The sequence below is a fragment of the Bradyrhizobium sp. Kon37 genome (genome assembly GCF_055807535.1).
In genome coordinates, this window is the sequence record NZ_JBVVOY010000003.1 from 384,809 (window position 1) to 401,111 (window position 16,303).

General features: G+C 65.1%; 16 protein-coding genes. 6 read left to right on the plus strand and 10 right to left on the minus strand.

Going from position 1 to position 16,303, the window contains the following annotated elements; all coding sequences use genetic code 11:
• Nucleotides 1-6: 6 nt before the first annotated feature.
• Nucleotides 7-828, plus strand: a complete 822-nt coding sequence (locus tag AC0L3J_RS09700; protein WP_456765381.1) for an enoyl-CoA hydratase — start codon at nt 7-9, stop codon at nt 826-828.
• Nucleotides 829-972: 144 nt separating this feature from the next.
• On the plus strand, nt 973-1,257 hold the full coding sequence (locus AC0L3J_RS09705) for a hypothetical protein (RefSeq protein WP_456765382.1): 285 nt from the start codon (nt 973-975) through the stop codon (nt 1,255-1,257).
• A 33-nt stretch (nt 1,258-1,290) separates the two neighbouring features.
• On the opposite strand, the gene AC0L3J_RS09710 is transcribed toward AC0L3J_RS09705, so the two are convergent.
• From AC0L3J_RS09710 to AC0L3J_RS09720, 3 genes are all read right to left on the minus strand, one after another.
• A complete protein-coding gene (locus tag AC0L3J_RS09710; RefSeq protein ID WP_456765383.1) occupies nt 1,291-2,370 on the minus strand; it encodes an isocitrate/isopropylmalate dehydrogenase family protein in 1,080 nt (359 codons plus the stop codon).
• 135 nt (nt 2,371-2,505) lie between these two features.
• Nucleotides 2,506-3,573 (minus strand): alcohol dehydrogenase, encoded by a 1,068-nt coding sequence (locus tag AC0L3J_RS09715; RefSeq protein WP_456765384.1) that lies wholly within the window; start codon nt 3,571-3,573, stop codon nt 2,506-2,508.
• A gap of 159 nt (nt 3,574-3,732) precedes the next feature.
• A complete protein-coding gene (locus tag AC0L3J_RS09720) occupies nt 3,733-4,929 on the minus strand; it encodes a CaiB/BaiF CoA transferase family protein (protein WP_473346829.1) in 1,197 nt (398 codons plus the stop codon).
• A gap of 196 nt (nt 4,930-5,125) precedes the next feature.
• Between AC0L3J_RS09720 and glgA the strand changes: the two genes are divergently transcribed.
• Complete coding sequence (glgA, locus tag AC0L3J_RS09725) at nt 5,126-6,541, plus strand: glycogen synthase GlgA (RefSeq protein ID WP_456765385.1); 1,416 nt, start codon at nt 5,126-5,128, stop codon at nt 6,539-6,541.
• Nucleotides 6,542-6,668: 127 nt separating this feature from the next.
• Here glgA and AC0L3J_RS09730 read toward each other — a convergent pair whose 3' ends face one another.
• The 3 genes from AC0L3J_RS09730 to AC0L3J_RS09740 form a co-directional block, all read right to left on the minus strand.
• Complete coding sequence (locus AC0L3J_RS09730; RefSeq protein ID WP_456765386.1) at nt 6,669-7,619, minus strand: oxygenase MpaB family protein; 951 nt, start codon at nt 7,617-7,619, stop codon at nt 6,669-6,671.
• Between the two features lie 94 nt (nt 7,620-7,713).
• Nucleotides 7,714-8,859 (minus strand): patatin-like phospholipase family protein, encoded by a 1,146-nt coding sequence (locus AC0L3J_RS09735; RefSeq protein ID WP_456765387.1) that lies wholly within the window; start codon nt 8,857-8,859, stop codon nt 7,714-7,716.
• Nucleotides 8,860-8,928: 69 nt separating this feature from the next.
• Complete coding sequence (locus AC0L3J_RS09740) at nt 8,929-9,744, minus strand: 3-hydroxybutyrate dehydrogenase (protein ID WP_354163356.1); 816 nt, start codon at nt 9,742-9,744, stop codon at nt 8,929-8,931.
• Nucleotides 9,745-9,923: 179 nt separating this feature from the next.
• Between AC0L3J_RS09740 and AC0L3J_RS09745 the strand changes: the two genes are divergently transcribed.
• Entirely contained in the window at nt 9,924-10,811 is an 888-nt protein-coding gene (locus tag AC0L3J_RS09745) for a LysR family transcriptional regulator (protein WP_456765388.1), read from the plus strand.
• Nucleotides 10,812-10,835: 24 nt separating this feature from the next.
• Here the strand turns inward: AC0L3J_RS09745 and AC0L3J_RS09750 are convergent, their stop codons facing one another.
• Together AC0L3J_RS09750 and AC0L3J_RS09755 are read right to left on the minus strand one after the other, a co-directional pair.
• On the minus strand, nt 10,836-11,552 hold the full coding sequence (locus tag AC0L3J_RS09750) for a peroxiredoxin-like family protein (protein ID WP_456765389.1): 717 nt from the start codon (nt 11,550-11,552) through the stop codon (nt 10,836-10,838).
• 78 nt (nt 11,553-11,630) lie between these two features.
• Nucleotides 11,631-11,915: a hypothetical protein gene (locus AC0L3J_RS09755; protein ID WP_456765390.1), complete on the minus strand. Its 285-nt coding sequence runs from the start codon at nt 11,913-11,915 to the stop codon at nt 11,631-11,633.
• A 244-nt stretch (nt 11,916-12,159) separates the two neighbouring features.
• On the opposite strand from AC0L3J_RS09755, the gene AC0L3J_RS09760 reads away from it, so the two are divergent.
• Complete coding sequence (locus AC0L3J_RS09760; RefSeq protein ID WP_456765391.1) at nt 12,160-12,642, plus strand: cupin domain-containing protein; 483 nt, start codon at nt 12,160-12,162, stop codon at nt 12,640-12,642.
• A gap of 100 nt (nt 12,643-12,742) precedes the next feature.
• The gene (locus AC0L3J_RS09765; protein ID WP_456765392.1) at nt 12,743-13,945 is read left to right on the plus strand and encodes an MFS transporter; all 1,203 of its coding nucleotides are present in this window, start codon (nt 12,743-12,745) and stop codon (nt 13,943-13,945) included.
• Here AC0L3J_RS09765 and ccoS read toward each other — a convergent pair.
• Nucleotides 13,942-14,109: a cbb3-type cytochrome oxidase assembly protein CcoS gene (gene ccoS, locus AC0L3J_RS09770; RefSeq protein WP_007607689.1), complete on the minus strand. Its 168-nt coding sequence runs from the start codon at nt 14,107-14,109 to the stop codon at nt 13,942-13,944. The two genes, AC0L3J_RS09765 and ccoS, sit on opposite strands and share 4 nt — an antisense overlap.
• Nucleotides 14,109-16,301: a cation-translocating P-type ATPase gene (locus AC0L3J_RS09775; RefSeq protein WP_456765393.1), complete on the minus strand. Its 2,193-nt coding sequence runs from the start codon at nt 16,299-16,301 to the stop codon at nt 14,109-14,111. Before AC0L3J_RS09775 ends, ccoS begins: the two co-directional genes overlap by 1 nt.
• Nucleotides 16,302-16,303 lie beyond the last annotated feature (2 nt).

Consider the following 16,303-nt stretch of genomic DNA (forward strand, 5'->3'; position numbering starts at 1 on the left):
AGCGCGATGTCCGATATGTCCAGCACGACCGAAATTCCCTACGCCGACGGCAAGATCCTCAAGCACACAGCCGGTGGCGTCGGCGTGATCACCTTCAGCAATCCCGACAAGCGCAACGCGATGTCGCTGGAGATGTGGGAGGGATTTGGCGAGGCGCTGACAGCCTTACGCGACGACGCGGCCGTGCGCGTCGTGATCCTGCGCGGCGCCGGCGGCAAGGCCTTCGTGTCGGGCGCCGACATCAGCCAGTTCGAGAAGACGCGCCACAACGCCGCCGCTTCCGAGGAATATGGCAAACGCAGCGCCGCCCAGCGCGCGCTGCTCGCCGACTATCCCAAGCCGACGATCGCCTGCATCCAGGGCTTTTGTCTTGGCGGCGGCATGCAGGTGGCAATGCTGGCCGACATCCGCATCGCCTCCCATGGCAGCCAGTTCGGCATTCCCGCGGCGAAGCTCGGCATCGCCTATGGCTACGACGGCTTGAAGCACCTGGTGTCGCTGGTCGGACCGTCCTGGGCCCGACTCCTGATGTATACGGGCATGCGCATCGATGCGTCGGAAGCGCTGCGCATCGGGTTGGTCGAGCGCGTGGTTCCGGAGGATCAGCTCTGGGGCGAGACCATGGCCATCGCCGAAACGATCTCGCAAAATGCGCCACTCGCGATCAAGGCCGCCAAGCTCACCATTGCGCAGGTGCTGAAGGACGAAAGCGCGCGCGACATGGAGGCAATCAGCGCCGTCGGCACGGCCTGCATGGACAGCGCCGACTTTCGCGAGGGCCGTCAGGCCTTCATGGAGAAGCGCAAGCCGCAGTTCCAGGGACGGTGATTCCGTTATTGCCACGAAGCGCAGCAACGACGGCAGCCAACGTGAACATGCATTCAGGAAGATTAAATTCCCACGCCCCTGCAACACCATAGCAACCAGCTGATTTGCTGGAAGTTCTCTCGCCATCAAACGAGGGAGATTGCGATGAAACTCAAATTAGCTGTTGTTGGTCTGGCTGCCCTGGGCGGCGCAGCGCTCATATCGGGACAGGCACTCGCAGCGATGCCGAACGGCATTCCGCAGGCCGACCGTATCGCGAGCGGCCCGGCAGCCAACGTCGATCAGGTGCGCTGGGTCTGCAACCCCTGGGGGCGCTGCTTCTGGCGTCCGAATTATTACGGTGCCTACGGCTTTTACGGCGGCCCGCGACGCTTCTACGGCGGGCGTCCGTGGGGCTGGGGCGGCCACCGCCACTGGCGTCGCTGGTGAAGTGCGAGGGGCCGCGAGGCCCCTCTTCCTTGACTACAGCGCCGCGAGCACCGCCTTCGTAATATCGGCGGTGCCGTTGCTGCCGCCGAACTCCATCGGCTTGAGGCCGCCGGCGTAGACCTTGTCCACGGCGCGCTCGATTTGCTCGCCGGCCTCGGCCGCGCCCTCGACACCGTGCTTGTCGGCGAGCCAATCCAGCATCATTGCAGCCGACAAGATCATCCCCGTGGGATTGGCCTTGCCCTGCCCCATGATGTCGGGCGCGGTGCCGTGGCACGGCTGGAACACGGCGTATTTGTCACCGATGTCGGCCGACGGCGCCATGCCGAGGCCGCCGATCAGGCTCGCGGTGATGTCGGAGACGATGTCGCCGAACATGTTCTCCATCACCATCACGTCGAAATCCCAGGGACGCTTCACCAGCATCGCCGAGCAGGCATCGACATAGAGCCGGTCGGTCTTCACCTCGGGATGACGCTTGGCGATCTCGTCGAAGATGCCGCGGAAGAACGCAAAGGCCTTGAACACGTTCGCCTTGTCGACGCAGGCCAGCATCCCCGGCTTGCCGCGCGCCTTGCGCCGCTCGGCGAGGCGAAACGAGAACTCGAACAGGCGCTCGGACGTCTTGCGCGTGATCACCATGGTCTCGCGCGCCTCCTCGTGGGTGACGACGCCCTTGCCCATCGAGGCGAACAGGCCTTCGGTGGACTCCCTGATCACGACGAGATCGATGCCGCGCTGGTCGGCGCCGACGATCGGGCTCGGCACGCCCGGAATGAGCCGCGCCGGGCGCACACCGGCATAGAGATCGAAGATGAAGCGCAGCTCGATCTGCGGCGCGATCTCGGTATTGTCGGGATAGCGCACCGACGGCAGGCCGCAGGCGCCGAGCAGGATCGCGTCCGCATCCTCGCACAGCTTGATGGTGGTATCGGGCATCGACTTGCCGGCGGCGAGATAGTGATTGGCGCCCGCCGGCGCCTCGGTGAAGCGGAAGCTCAAGCCGGATTTCGTCTCGATCTTGCGCAGGACTTCGATGGCCGGCGCCATGACTTCGGGACCGATGCCGTCACCGGCGAGCACGGCAATGTGGAAGGCGTTATTTGCGGACATGGGAGTTCCTAGATGACGAAAGGTGTGGCCTCGTCATTGCGAGGAGCTCTTGCGACGAAGCAATCCAGACTGTGTCCGCGGAGGGATTTCTGGATTGCTTCGCTACGCTCGCAATGACGGAGGATGGAGCGGAAGTTACGGCGTCAGCACCGTGCGGCCGACCACCGCGCCCTGCTGCAACTGCACCAGCGCGTCGTTGGCTTTGGAAAGCGGCTGCCGCGTCACCGGGATCGGCGCTATGTTCTTCGCGCGCACGAGATCGAGCAGCTCCTGCGTCTCGCGCAAATTGCCGACATAGCTGCCCTGGATCGTCACCGCCTTGATCGGAATCAGCGGCAGCGCCCAGGTCGCCCCGCCGCCGAACAGGCCGACGATCACGAGCTTGCCGCCTTTCGTCAGGCAGTCGAAGCCAAGCTGCGTGGTGGCGGCGTTGCCGACCAGATCGAGCACGGCGCGGATGGGACCACCGGCTTTCTTGGCAAGCTGCTCCATCGCGTCGGGCGCCTTGGGATCGACGGTCGCGAGCGCGCCGGCTTGCTCCGCGGCTTCGCGTTTCTTCGCATCGATGTCGACCATGATCGCGCCCTTGCCGCCCATGGCCTTCAGCAGCGACAGCGCCATCAGGCCAAGTCCGCCGGCACCGAACATCACGATCGGCGTGTCGAAGTGCTGCTCGAGCTTCTTCAGCGCGCTGTAGGTCGTGACGCCCGAGCAGGCGTAGGGTGCGGCCGATGCGGGATCGAGGCCTCTCAGATTGAGCAAATAGCGCGGATGCGGCACCAGCATGTGGTCGGAATAGCCACCATCGCAATAGACGCCGAGCGAGCGCGGCGTCAGGCACATGTTCTCATCGCCGGCGAGACAGGTCGCGCATTTGCCGCAACCGATCCAGGGATAGACGAGGCCGACATCGCCGATCTTCACGTCGCCCTGGTCCGACGACTTCACGTCCGGACCGAAGGCGAGGACCTCGCCGACGGTCTCGTGCCCCATGGTCAGCGGCAAATTGATGCCGCGATCCTTCAGCGAAAGCGGCTTGCGGCCGTGGCCGAGATCGTAGCCGCCTTCCCAGATGTGGAGGTCGCTATGGCAGACGCCGGCGGCCTTCACCTTGATCAACACCTGCGTGCCGGACGGCTGCGGCGTGGCCTCGTCGAACTCCTGCAGCGGCGCCTTGAAATCGGCGACCTTGAAACTTTTCATTGGCGTCCTCCCGGATACTTTTTTGTCGCCGCCACCATGCCACGGGCGGCAAGACGAGACAAACTCGACCCTGTCTAGTTGAGGCTGACGGATGATGGCAAGCCGGCCACGCGCAAAGCCGCATTGCTCGCTGCACGAAGCTGTCCGTCAACCTTGCCGTCAGCTTTGCGCTGCTGTTTTGGCCAACGGAATTGGTCCACCGTCGGTGAGCCCGATTTCCGCGCGCAGCCGGTCGGTATGCTCGCCAAGCACGGCCATCGTCTTGCCCGGTGTCGTATCGGCACCGGTCATCCGGAACGGCAGATTGAGGACCTGGAATGAACCGCCTTCATCCTCGACAGACGAGAGCGCCTGACGATGCGCGAGCTGCGGATCGGCCAGAGCTTCGGACACAGTGCGGTAGGCCGAGGCCGGCACGCCGGCCGCACCTAGCGCGACAAGACAGGCATCGGTCGAGAGCTGCCGCGACCAGGCCTCGACACCGTCCATCAAGTCGGCCCAATGGTCGCGACGCGCGGCGTAGGTGGAGAAGCGCGGATCGGAGATCCATTCGGGGCGGCCGATCACGCCCATCAGGCCCTGAAACGTCTTCTCGCTGGCAACCGTGATCATGACATAACCGCTCGCCGTCTCGGTCGGCCCGAACATCGGGCGCGGCGGCGGCTTCACGGTGAACTGCGAGTTCTGCAACTCGATCAATGTCAGCGTCAGCATCGATTCCAGCATGGAGACGTCGATGTGCTGGCCGAGCCCAGTCACCGTGCGCTGGTAGAGCGCCGACGCGATCGCGCCGAACCCGTAGGTGCCGGTGACGACGTCGGCATGGTAGATGCCGCAATAATCCGGGCGGCTGCGGCCGGGCTGGTAGGCGAGATGCGCCATGTCGTAGCCGGATGCCGCATGGATCACCGGCGCGTAGGCCGGCAGCTCGGCCGACGGGCCGCTCTGGCCGTAGCCGGAGATCGAGCAGTAGATCAGCTTCGGGTTGACGGCGCGCATTCTGTCATAGTCGAGCCGCAGCCGGTGCATCACGCCGGGGCGGAAGTTCTCGACCAGGATGTCGGCGGTCGCGGCCAGCCGGCGGACCGCCTCCTTGCCGTCCTCGGACTTGAGGTCGAGCACGACGCTCTTCTTCCCGACATTGAGCTGGCCGAACACGGTGCTGCAGCCCTTGCGCAGCGGTGGCCGGGTTCGCATCGTCTCGCCGCCGTCGGTCTCGATCTTGATGACCTCGGCGCCCATGTCCGCTAGCATCCGCGCACAATGGGGACCGGCAATGGTGGTCGAAAAATCCAGGACCCTGAGGCCGGCGAAGGCCTTTGTCGTCGTCCCCTCATGCTTATCTGATAGCTGCATGCCTGCTTGCGTCCTTGAGTCACTTAGGAACTTATCGAAGTTCTCTGTTGTTCGTGCGCCGACCCTAGAGGGCGGCGGCTGAGTAGGAAAGTCTTTACCGAACAGACGCGTCTGGCGGGCGGCCTTGGGAATTCCAGGGGCAACTGGACCCGTTCTTGCATAGCAGCAATCGGGCTCCGGCAGAGGGCAGCAGTTCTTGAGGGTCTTGTTCGTTACGACAGAGATGGACGACTTTGTCCGCGTCGGCGGACTTGGAGCCGTTTCCGCTGCACTCCCCCGAGCGCTTCGTCCTTTCGCCGACATCCGGGTCATGCTGCCCGGCTATCGCGACATCATCGAACAACTCACGCATATTCAGATCGTTGGCCGCTGTCCGGCGTTCGCGGAGATGCCGGCCTGCTCGCTCGGCCGCGCCGCGACCAAGGACGGCCTGCCGGTCTATGTCCTGTTGTGCTCGCAACTCTACGACCGGCCCGGCAACCCCTATGGCGACGAGTCCGGGCGCGACTGGCCCGACAACGACATCCGTTTCGCGCGCTTTGCCTCGGCCGCCGCTGAGCTCGCGATGGGCACGCTGGACAAGGATTGGGCAGCAGACCTGATCCATGCCAATGACTGGCAGGCTTCGCTCGTGCCGGCCTACCTCGCCTGGCGCGGCTCCAAGCTGCCGTCGATCCTGACCATTCACAACCTCGCCTACCAGGGCCTCTTCCCGAAGGACTCGCTGCGGCGGATCGGCGCACCGGAGAGCTCCTTCCACATCGACGGCGTCGAGTTCTACGACCAGCTCTCCTTCCTCAAGGCCGGGCTGGTCTACGCATCGCATCTCACCACGGTCAGTGGCACCTACGCGCGGGAGATCACCACGGATGAATTCGGCTGCGGTCTCGAAGGCCTGCTTCGAGTCCGCTCCGACGCGGCCGAGCTCACCGGCATCCTCAACGGCATCGACGAGAGCTGGGACCCCCGTTCCTGCGCTCAGCTTGCCCAGCAATTCGGCGCCGGCGACTGGGTCGGCAAGAAGGCCAATGCGGACTATGTGCGCAAGCAGTTCGGGCTTGCGGTATCGCGCGGTCCGATGTTCGGCATCGTCGCCCGGCTGGTGCACCAGAAGGGCATCGACCTCGTGCTGGCGGCGGCCGACGAGATCGTCGATGCCGGCGGGCAGATCGTGGTCACCGGCTCCGGCGAGCCGGCGCTCGAGCAGGCGCTGATCGACGCGCATCGCCGGCGCCCTGACGCGATCGGGGTCGTCATCGGCTTCAACGAGGCCCAGGCGCGCCGCATCTTCGCCGGTAGCGACTTCACATTGATGCCGTCACGCTTCGAGCCCTGCGGGCTTAGCCAGATGTACGCCCAGCGCTTCGGCTCGCTGCCGATCGGCCACCAGACCGGCGGCCTCGCCGAGACCATTACCGACGGCGAAACCGGCTTCCTGTTCTCAAAACCCTCGCACGAATCCTTCCTCGGCGGCGTCCGCCGCGCCTTCTCCGCCTTCGTGGCGCAAGACCAGCTCGACACCATGCGTCGCAGTGCGATGGGACGCTCGTTCTCCTGGAGCATCCCGGCCGGCAGCTACAACGCGCTGTACCGGAAGCTGGCGGCGGTGTGAGGCCTGCGTTTCCTCGTCATTGCGAGCGCAGCGAAACAATCCAGACTGTTTCCGTGGCAGCAGCCTGGATTGCTTCGTCGCAAGAGCTCCTCGCAATGACGGTGGTTTGTGGCAACGGCGGAGGACTTCACCCCTTCCCGCGCTGATCCATCTGCGACCGTCCGATCCAGGCACGGTTGAGGCATCGCGTCATCCAGTCCGGCTGCGGCTCGCCGCGCAGCCTCGCCTGCGCTTCCTGGTAGGGACCGACATAGCGCAGCCGGTCTGGCAATCTTGGATAGACCCGCCGTATCCATCGCAGCGCGTTCTCGACGGATCTGGTGTCACGCTCATCAAGCTCGAACCCGAATCCCACACGCAGGCGTTCCGGCAGCAGGCTTGCCGTGAGCGCGCGATACCAGCGCGGCGGACGCAACCACGGGCGCGCTCCACCAAAGATCTGCGCGGCGATCTCGCGCGCCGCCGGACTGACAGTCAGCGTATCCGATTGCGTCATTGCAGCGGTGTAGGCCGCAAAGCCGGACCAGTCCGTCGGCAGATCGTGCGCCGTCAATCCGAACAGAGCACCGAACAAACGACTCTCGGTCCAGTAGCGTTCGCGTTCCTCCGCCGAGAGCGGTGGCAAAACCAGATCATGCGCCATCAGCGCGGTCTCGACCAGCGTCGCATGAACCCAGCGCAGCGACGGGATGTCGTTGGCACAGTAGCGTGAGCCTGCCGCGAACGGACCGACAGTCTCCGGCATCTCGCCGACGATCATGCTGTGGCGCCGGTGCAATTGCCGCGACGACAACAGCGCGCGGTCAAGCGAGCCGAACACCATGGCAAAGACAATGTCGAAGGTGCGGTGAAATCGTCCGATCGGATCAGTGAAGGTTTTCGAATGCTCGGCGATGGCGGCGGCGACCCAGGGATGCGCCAGCTGCAGCAACAGCGCACGACCGGCACCGAGAAAGATCACGGCCTCCCGGTCGATCTGCCAGGTCACCGTGTCAGGGCCGAACACGCCGGCAACCGGTCCTGCCATATCAGCACGAACCTGATCGAGGGCAGATTCCAGATCTCTCTCAGCGACCAATTGCAAGGCCTCGCGACGAAGACAGCGGGCGACAATAACCCGGACCGCCTTCCCCTGAAATCGTCACTGCGAGAAACAATGACGGACGAAGCCCTCACTCCGCCGCAATCGGCATGATGTCCATATGTTCGTGCAGCACCACGCCCGCGAGGGGATCGAACTCGCCAACCCACGGCCTTCGCTCCAGCACTGACTTGGTGTGCGAATAGCCGGCATCCCAGCGCCGCATGATGCCGGACGGACTGAAGTCGATATCCTTGGTGTGGTTCTCGCGGTCGAGCTGCGGCGCAAGCAGGCGCACGACATGCATCCTGGTCGGGCAGCCATAGCCAGTCAATTCCCTCACCGCCGGATCGCTGCGCTCGCTCTCGGGCAGTCGCGCGGCGAGCTGGCTGATGACGTGGCGCAGGCGATGGGTTTGCTGCTGGCGCGTGATCTGGCTCGCGATCCGGCTGGAATATTGCACATCCTTGTGCCGGTTCAGCACCTCCGCCATCGTGGTCGGCTCGGCGCCGACGGGATTCCACAAATGCACAGCGAAGATCAGCGAATTCTTGCGCGGATTGTCGTCGAAGACCGCCTCGGTCGGCGTGTTCGACAGAATGCCGCCGTCCCAATAGAGCTCGCCGTCGATGCGCACGGCCGGAAACGCCGGCGGCAGCGCGCCCGAAGCCATGACATGCTTCACCGTCAGCTCGCCGTCGCGGCTGTCGAAATAGCGCATCTGGCTGCTGCGGACGTGGGCGGCACCGACCGTCAACCGTGGCGCGCAGCGATTGATCCGGCCGAAATCGACGAGCTCGAGCAGCGTCCGCTCCAGCGGCGCCGTCGAATAGAAGCCGGCGTGATCGGCTCCGAGTGGATAGGAATCGCCCGCATGCGCCAATGGATTGGGACGGAAGAAGCCGGGAATGCCGTGGGTCACGGTCGACCAATAGGCGAGCTTGTCGTTGAAGCCAGGAAACGCGGTGCGCAGATTCCAGACCGGATTCTGCTCCATCCGTTTCCAGAACTCCTTCAAACGCTGCAGCCGCTGGTCGGGCGCGTTACCCGCAATGAGGCAGGCGTTGATGGCGCCGATCGAGGTGCCGATGATCCAGTCCGGCTCGATGCCGGCCTCGTGCAGCGCCTGGTACACCCCGGCCTGATAGGACCCGAGCGCACCGCCACCCTGAAGCACCAGCACCACCTGGCCGGGCAGATCCTTCGACACGCTGGTATCGCGCTTCACACCGTTCATATCCTGCTCCCTGAGAGCCCGTATCCTTGCCATGTTCGTTCCTCGCGATCGTTTGTTACGCACTCGCCTTCAATGCGCGGTCCAGCCTCCGTCGACGGGCAGCGCAATCCCGGTGATCGTGGCCGCCGCATCGGTGGACAGAAATACACTGAGCGCACCGAGCTCCTCGACGGTCGAGAAGCGCTTGTTCGGCTGTTGCGCCAGCAGCACGTCACGGATCACCTGGTCGCGCGAGATTCCGTGCGCCTTGGCCTGCCCATCGATCTGCGCCTCGACCAACGGCGTATAGACATAGCCTGGACAGATCGCGTTGCAGGTAATGCCCTCTTCTGCCGTCTCCAGCGCGGTCACCTTGGTGAGCCCGACGATGCCGTGCTTGGCGGCGACATAGGCCGCCTTGAACGGCGAGCCGACGAGACCATGCGCGGAGGCGATGTTGATGATCCGGCCGAACCCGTTCTGTCGCATTGCGGGCAGCGCGAGCCGAGTGGTGTGGAAGGCCGACGACAGATTGATCGCAAGGATCTGGTCCCATTTCTCGACCGGAAACTGCTCCAGCGGCGCAACGTGCTGGATGCCGGCATTGTTGATCAGGATATCCAGCCGGCCGGCCTGCGCGACCGTCGCCGCGATCATCTCGGCGATCGAATTCGGCCTGGTCATGTCGGCCGGCGAAAAGCTTGCCTTGACGCCAAACTCTGCCGCGATCTGCTCGCGCGTCCGGTCGAGCTCGGCCGCCACACCCAGGCCGTTCAGCACGATGTCGGCGCCGGCCGCGGCAAGCGCCCGCGCGATACCGAGGCCGATGCCACTGGTTGAGCCCGTGACCAGGGCAACCTTGCCTGCGAGCGCCCGGGCGGCGGACGTCTGCGGCTTGACGGACATATTCACTGGCAAAATCCTCCAACATGACGACTGGTGTTGAGCCGACTCTGAGGGATCGCCCGGTCTCATGGAAATGCCCGTTGGCTTCCGAAACCATGCCCGGGCGCTATTGCGGCCGGGATGTCATTCTCCGCCCCGATCGGCTAGCCTCCGCCTGGTCTTGCTGGAGAGCCGATCCAATGGAAATGCACCAGGTCCGCTATTTCCTCGCGGTGGCGCAACTCTTGAACTTCACGCGTGCCGCCGAGGACTGCAACGTGACGCAGCCTTCGCTGACGCGCGCGATCAAGCAGCTCGAGGCCGAGCTCGGCGGCGATCTGTTTCGCCGCGAACGGCCCGCGGCGCAATTGACCGAGCTTGGCCAGCGCATGCATCCCCTGCTGAAGCAGTGTTTTGATGCGGCCACCGGCGCACGCTCGCTGGCCTCCTCTTTCCGCAGCGGCGAGATCGGCGCGCTTCGCGTCGCGCTGACGCATTCGATCGATCTGTCGCTGCTCATTCCTCATCTCAATCAAATCAAACGGCAGTTCAACCGGCTCGAATTCCGCTTCCTGCGCGGCTCGAGTCGTGAAGTTGCCGACTTGCTGAAGAAGGGCGAGGCCGAGCTCGGGATTGCCGCTGACATCGACGAGGCCTGGGAGCGGCTCGATGTCTGGCCGCTGTTCACCGAGAGCTTCGAGCTCGTGGTCAGCGACGGACACCGGCTCGCAGGCCGCAGCAGCATCGCACTGGACGATTTGCGCGCGGAGCAGCTGCTGAGCCGGACGTTTTGCGAGCATTCCGCCCGTATCTCGGCGAGCCTGCGCGAGCACGGCATCGCGGTCGAACAGGGTCACGAAATCTCGAACGAGCGCGACCTGATCGAGCTGGTCGAGGCCGACATGGGCGTCGCCATGCTGCCGCACACCTCGCCCGTTCCGGAGACGCTGACGCGCGCTGCGGTCGCCGGGCTGGACGCCCGCCGCACCGTCAGCCTCTACGGGGTGGCCGGCCGGCAGCGTACGGCGGTGGCCAATGCCGTCATGCGCATGCTGCGCGGTGCGGATTGGCGGGAGATTGCGGGTTAGCAGCGACGCTCGCTGCTGACCCTTTTAGGCTTCCCTGCTCGCGCCTTCCAACGCCTCAAGCAGATCATCGATCTCCATGCGCTTGCGGAAGTCCGGATCGACGAAGCGGGCTTTCACCAGACCGTCGCGGCCGACGACGAACACGGCCGGGATCGGCAGCATCCAGCCATCATTGCCGTGGAATTTCGCCATATCCTGGTAGGACAACAGGCTCTGGATCTCGGCACCGAGCCAGATCGCGAGATTGAGCGACAGCGCATAGCCGTTGTCGAGGTCGGTCAGGATCGGAAATGGCGCACCAGCTTCCGCCTTGAGCTGCTGGGTGTATTCCTGCGTCTCCGGCATGACCGCGACGATGCGCGCACCCATGGACTCGATGCGATCCAGCGCCTGGACCACCGCGCGGACATTGAGCCGGCAATAGGGGCACCAATGGCCGCGGAAAAACATCACGGCGACCGGGCCGCCCTCCAGCAGTGAGGACAGCGCGACGAGACGCCCGCTCTCGTCCGGCAACATGAACGACGGCATTGCCTCGCCCGGACGCGGCGCGGTCTCGCCGCCGCCGCCTCCATTCAATCTGGTCACCAGACGATCGACTGCCTCGCCATAGGCCGGGAAGACGTCGCGGCTGGCGTTGGCATAGGCGTGGAGTTGCTCGTTCAGCGTGCCATCCATGTCACGGCAGCGCTGGAAGGCGAGTTTAAGCCGCTCGGCATCGGCCGGCGAGAGAGAGGTCATCTTGCGCTCCAGCGTTCAGGGGACGAATATTAGGTGCCCGATCCGGCCGCCCGCAAGGGGCGGCCGTCATGCGCGCGATCAGTTGACGTAGAAATTGCCGGTCGGGTCCAACCGCCCCGAGGTGGAATACAGCGATCCGTTGTTCATGAAGAAGACGGTGTTGTCGGGGACCTTCTTGGCGCTCTTCATCATGGCCTCGTGGTTCTTCTCCGCCGGGGCCATGGCCATCGCCGACATCTTGCCGGGTCCGCCATACATGTAGGCCATGCCGGCCTTGAAATCCCATGTGGCCTCCGAGAAGGCCGATGTGGCGATCACCGCGAACGCAGCCGTGGCAATCAAGGTCTTGGATAATTTCGTCATGAGATGCTCCTCCGGATTGACGTGAACGCCCGCCAATCGGGCGCGCCCTGCCATCGAACGCCAATCGCTCGGGAAGCGGAAATGCCGATCCCCAATCGGTTCGATAGCGAGCGCGTATCGGGCCCGATAGCGCCGGTCTATCGCAGCGAGAGCGAAAGAGCATTTCAGAACGAGCGTCCTCTCGACGAAAGTCCCGACATAGCCGGCGACCATCGCGGTTGCGGCCAACACAGGAGACATCCCGATGTTCAAGCATCACACATTGTCGCGCGCGGTCTGGCCCGGCCTGGCCATCCTCGGCGTACTGACACTCTCGGCGCAGCCAGTCTTCGCCGGCGAATGCCCGGTCGACAAGATCAAGCCGAACGCGCAGCAGATGGTCGACTACAAGCCGGTCGGCGTCACCGACGTCACGCTCGGCGCCATCGACCTCGGCAAGCAGCCGGCACACATTGAAGGTCGCGAGCTGCGCTTCCGCAAGCTGACCATCGAGCCCGGCGGCATCGTGCCCTGGCACAGCCATGACGACCGCCCCGCCCTGATCTTCGTGCAGCAGGGCGAGATCGTCGAACACGCTTCAAATTGCGTCGACCCGATCGTGCACAAGGCCGGCGACATCCGCCCCGAGGTGTCCGGCATCTCGCACTGGTGGAAGAACCTCGGCAAGGAAACGGTCATCCTCTACGTCGGCGATGTCCGCAAGGACCCGCATGACCACAACATGTAACGGGTGCGCGACCCCAGCGCACGCGTGACGGAATGTGGCGCCCGCGATCTCCATGCTGCCCCGCATGCGGGCGCCACATTCATCACAAGGGAGGCCCGCCATGACCGATCTTTCCGCGCCGATCAAACCGACCGCGATGACGATGGACGCGCATTCACCAGGTCTCGCGCTTCGCTCCCTCATCATCGGCCTCACCGCCTTCCTCACCGTCGTCGATCTGTTCGCGACGCAGGCGATCCTCCCTTCGCTGACACGTCACTACGGCGTCACGCCGGCGGCGATGAGCTTGGCCGTCAATGCCAGCACCTTCGGCATGGCCGTCGCGGGCCTCGTCGTCGGCTTTCTCAGCCCGCACATCGACAGGCGGACCGGCATCCTGCTCAGCCTGACCTTGCTCGCGATTCCGACGAGCCTGCTGGCGATTGCGCCCAACCTTGCCGTCTTCACCGGCCTGCGGGTGGCACAGGGCCTCTGCATGGCATCCGCCTTCGCATTGACATTGGCTCATCTCGGCGAGCAATGCAGCGCAATGGATTCCGGCGGCGCCTTTGCCGCCTACATCACGGGAAACGTCGCCAGCAATCTCGTCGGCCGGCTAGTCTCGGCCGCAATCGCCGATAGCCTTGGCCTGGCATGGAATTTCTACTTCTTCGCAGCCCTCAATCTGGCCGGCGCCGTACTGGTCTATTTCACCATTGCGCGCGTACAGCCGACGCGCGCAACGGCGCCGACGGCATCGGCGTTTGCCGCGACGATCGCGCAGTGGCGGGATTCACGGCTACGAGCCGCCTACGGCATCGGCTTCTGCATCCTGTTCGCATTCATCGGCACCTTCACATTCGTCAATTTCGTTCTGGTCCGGCCACCGCTGTCGCTGGGCATGATGGACCTCGGCTTCGTTTACTTCGTCTTCCTGCCGTCGGTGGTCACGACGTTGCTGGCCGGCAAAGTGGCGTCGCGCCTTGGAACTCGTCCGACGATCTGGGGCTCGCTCGCGATCGCCGGAATCGGTCTGCCGCTGATGCTGGCCCCCCACCTGGGCGCGGTCCTCGCCGGGATGGTTCTGGTCGGAATCGGCACCTTTTGCGCGCAAGCGGCTGCGACAGGATTCGTAGGACAGGCTGCGGCTGAAAACCGCGGCATCGCCAGCGGCACCTATCTCGCCTGCTATTTCTGCGGCGGGCTCATCGGCACCGCCGTCCTCGGCCGGCTGTTCGACGCGTATGGCTGGCATGCCTGCGTGGCCGGGGTGGGCCTGGCGCTCGCTGTCGCGGCCCTGCTGACGCTCGCCTTGAAGCGCTAGCGCTTGGCCGGCGCCTCCTGCGGCGGCTCGTCGTCGGCGATGGCGCGCCAGGCGGCGCCGTCGAGATCGTCATACTGGCCGCTCCGGAGCGACCAGAGGAAGGCGACGAGACCGGCGAGGCCGAGCATCAGCGCCAGCGGCACCAGGATGACCAGGATCTCCATCACACGATCTCCCGCGAGGCGCTGCGCGCGCGCAACGAATTCAGCATCACCAGGATCGACGATCCGCTCATGGCGGCAGCCGCGATCAGGGGCGTCACGACGCCGCTGATCGCGACCGGCACCGCCAGGACATTGTAGCCGATCGCAAGCCAGAGATTCTGCCGCATCAAATGCAGCGCCTTGCGCGACGCGTCGATGGCCGCGACGACCGGGGCCAGTGGTCGGCCGAGAAAGATGAGATCGGCGGTCGCCTGGCTCAAATGCGCGGCCGAGATCGGCGACATCGAGACGTGCGCTGCCGCCAGCGACGGCGCATCGTTCATTCCGTCGCCGACCATCAGGACCTTCATCCCCCGCTGCTTCAAGACCTCGATCCGCGCGATCTTGTCGGCCGGGGTCACCCCGGCGCGCCATTCGGAGATGCCCAGCGCGTGGGCCGCGGCGATCACCGCCGGTTCACGGTCGCCGGAGAGAATCTCGATGCCGATATTGCGCGCCTTGAGCGCCGCGATCACAGCCTGCGCATCGGGGCGGAGGCCCTGGCGCACAGAAAGGATGAATTTTTCGCCGCCCTTGCTGAAAGCCACGACGGAGGCTTCGGGATCGAGATGTGTCACGTCGGAGACCAGCGTCTCGGCGCCGCAGAAAGACGGACGGCCGAGGCGAATCTCAATGCCATCGACCACAGCGCGCACGCCCTGGCCGGCCTCCTCGACCGCGCCGATGATCGGCGATCTGGCGTCGGAGGCCTGCGCGACCGCGGCCGCGACCGGATGATGGCTCGACAGCGCGAGCCGTCCGGCAAGCTCGAAGATATCAGCGGGGATGTCGGCGGCATTCATCACTTCGAGATCGGGCAGCGTCAGCGTTCCGGTCTTGTCGAAGATGACGTGATCGGCTTCCGCGAGACGCTCGATGGCATCGCCGGAATTCAGCAGGACCCCCGCCTTGAACATCGCGCCCGAGGCGATCGTCTGCACCGTTGGAATGGCGAGCCCGAGCGCGCAGGGACAGGTGATGATCAGCACCGCGACGCCGGTCACGATCGCATCATGCCAGCCGGCGCCCGCGATGACCCAGCCGAGGATGGTGACGAGCGCGGTGGCATGCACCACCGGCGCGTAGAGTCGCGAAGCGCGGTCGGCGAGCCGCATGTAGCGCGAGCGCGCCTGCAGCGCATTGTCGAGCAGCCGCGTGATCTCGGCGAGCAGCGTCGCCTCGGAGGCCGCCGAGACTCGCACCCGCAAGCTGCCAGAGATGTTCATCGATCCCGCATAGACCGGCGTGCCCTGCTCGGCCGTGACATAGAGCGTCTCGCCGGTGATCAGGCTCTGGTCGATCTCGGAACGCCCCTCGATCACGGTGCCGTCGACCGCGCAGCGCTCGCCGGGTCGCAGCAGCACGATGTCGCCGGGATAGATCGCGGCCACCGGCACTTGAGATATCTCGCCAGGCCCGACGAACTTGGCCGCGGTCTCCGCCTTGAGCGCGGCGAGATTGCCCGCGACCGCGCGGGTCCGCCGCCGCATGTTCTGGTCGAGGAAGCGGCCGACCAGCAGGAAAGTGAGCAGCATGATCGCCGCGTCGAAATAGGCGTGCTCGGCGTGGTTGATGGTCTCGACCACCGACATGCCGAGCGCCAGCGTCACGCCGATCGAGATCGGCACGTCCATGTTGGTGGTCTTGGCCGACAGCGCGCGCCAGGCCGAGCGGAAGAACGGCTGGCCGGCATAGGCCGCCGCCGGCAGCGCGATCAGCGCCGACAGCCAGTGGAAGAAATCGCGCTGCTCCGGCAGCATGTCCGAGACGTTGCCGGACCACACCGGGATCGACAGCATCATCACGTTCATGGTGGCGAACGCGGCGACGCCGAGGCAGCGCAACAGGAAGCGCGATTCGGCGACCTCGCTCGCCTCCGCGCTCTCGGTCTCGTAAGGATAGGCCTTGTAGCCGAGCTCCTCGAGGCGATCGATGAATCGGGCCGGATCGAGCGTGCCCGCCTTCCATTCCAGCGCAACGCGCCGGTCGGTGAGGTTCACGCGCGCCAGCGTGACGTCGGGAATCGCGGACAGACCGCGCTCGATCTTGGCCATGCAGCCGGCGCAGTGAACGCCCTCGACCGCGAGATCGATGTGCTGGACGCCCTCGCCCGCAGTCCGGACGTAATGCGAAAAGTCGCGCGAGACGTGCATGG

Coding starts and splice junctions, on each gene's coding strand:
- AC0L3J_RS09700 (WP_456765381.1), top strand. CDS start 7: ATGTCCGATATGTCCAGCACGACCGAAATTCCCTACGCCGACGGCAAG.
- AC0L3J_RS09705 (WP_456765382.1), top strand. CDS start 973: ATGAAACTCAAATTAGCTGTTGTTGGTCTGGCTGCCCTGGGCGGCGCA.
- AC0L3J_RS09710 (WP_456765383.1), bottom strand. CDS start 2,370: ATGTCCGCAAATAACGCCTTCCACATTGCCGTGCTCGCCGGTGACGGC.
- AC0L3J_RS09715 (WP_456765384.1), bottom strand. CDS start 3,573: ATGAAAAGTTTCAAGGTCGCCGATTTCAAGGCGCCGCTGCAGGAGTTC.
- AC0L3J_RS09720 (WP_473346829.1), bottom strand. CDS start 4,929: ATGCAGCTATCAGATAAGCATGAGGGGACGACGACAAAGGCCTTCGCC.
- AC0L3J_RS09735 (WP_456765387.1), bottom strand. CDS start 8,859: ATGAACGGTGTGAAGCGCGATACCAGCGTGTCGAAGGATCTGCCCGGC.
- AC0L3J_RS09740 (WP_354163356.1), bottom strand. CDS start 9,744: ATGTCCGTCAAGCCGCAGACGTCCGCCGCCCGGGCGCTCGCAGGCAAG.
- AC0L3J_RS09745 (WP_456765388.1), top strand. CDS start 9,924: ATGGAAATGCACCAGGTCCGCTATTTCCTCGCGGTGGCGCAACTCTTG.
- AC0L3J_RS09750 (WP_456765389.1), bottom strand. CDS start 11,552: ATGACCTCTCTCTCGCCGGCCGATGCCGAGCGGCTTAAACTCGCCTTC.
- AC0L3J_RS09755 (WP_456765390.1), bottom strand. CDS start 11,915: ATGACGAAATTATCCAAGACCTTGATTGCCACGGCTGCGTTCGCGGTG.
- AC0L3J_RS09760 (WP_456765391.1), top strand. CDS start 12,160: ATGTTCAAGCATCACACATTGTCGCGCGCGGTCTGGCCCGGCCTGGCC.
- AC0L3J_RS09765 (WP_456765392.1), top strand. CDS start 12,743: ATGACCGATCTTTCCGCGCCGATCAAACCGACCGCGATGACGATGGAC.
- ccoS (WP_007607689.1), bottom strand. CDS start 14,109: ATGGAGATCCTGGTCATCCTGGTGCCGCTGGCGCTGATGCTCGGCCTC.
- AC0L3J_RS09775 (WP_456765393.1), bottom strand. CDS start 16,301: ATGCACGTCTCGCGCGACTTTTCGCATTACGTCCGGACTGCGGGCGAG.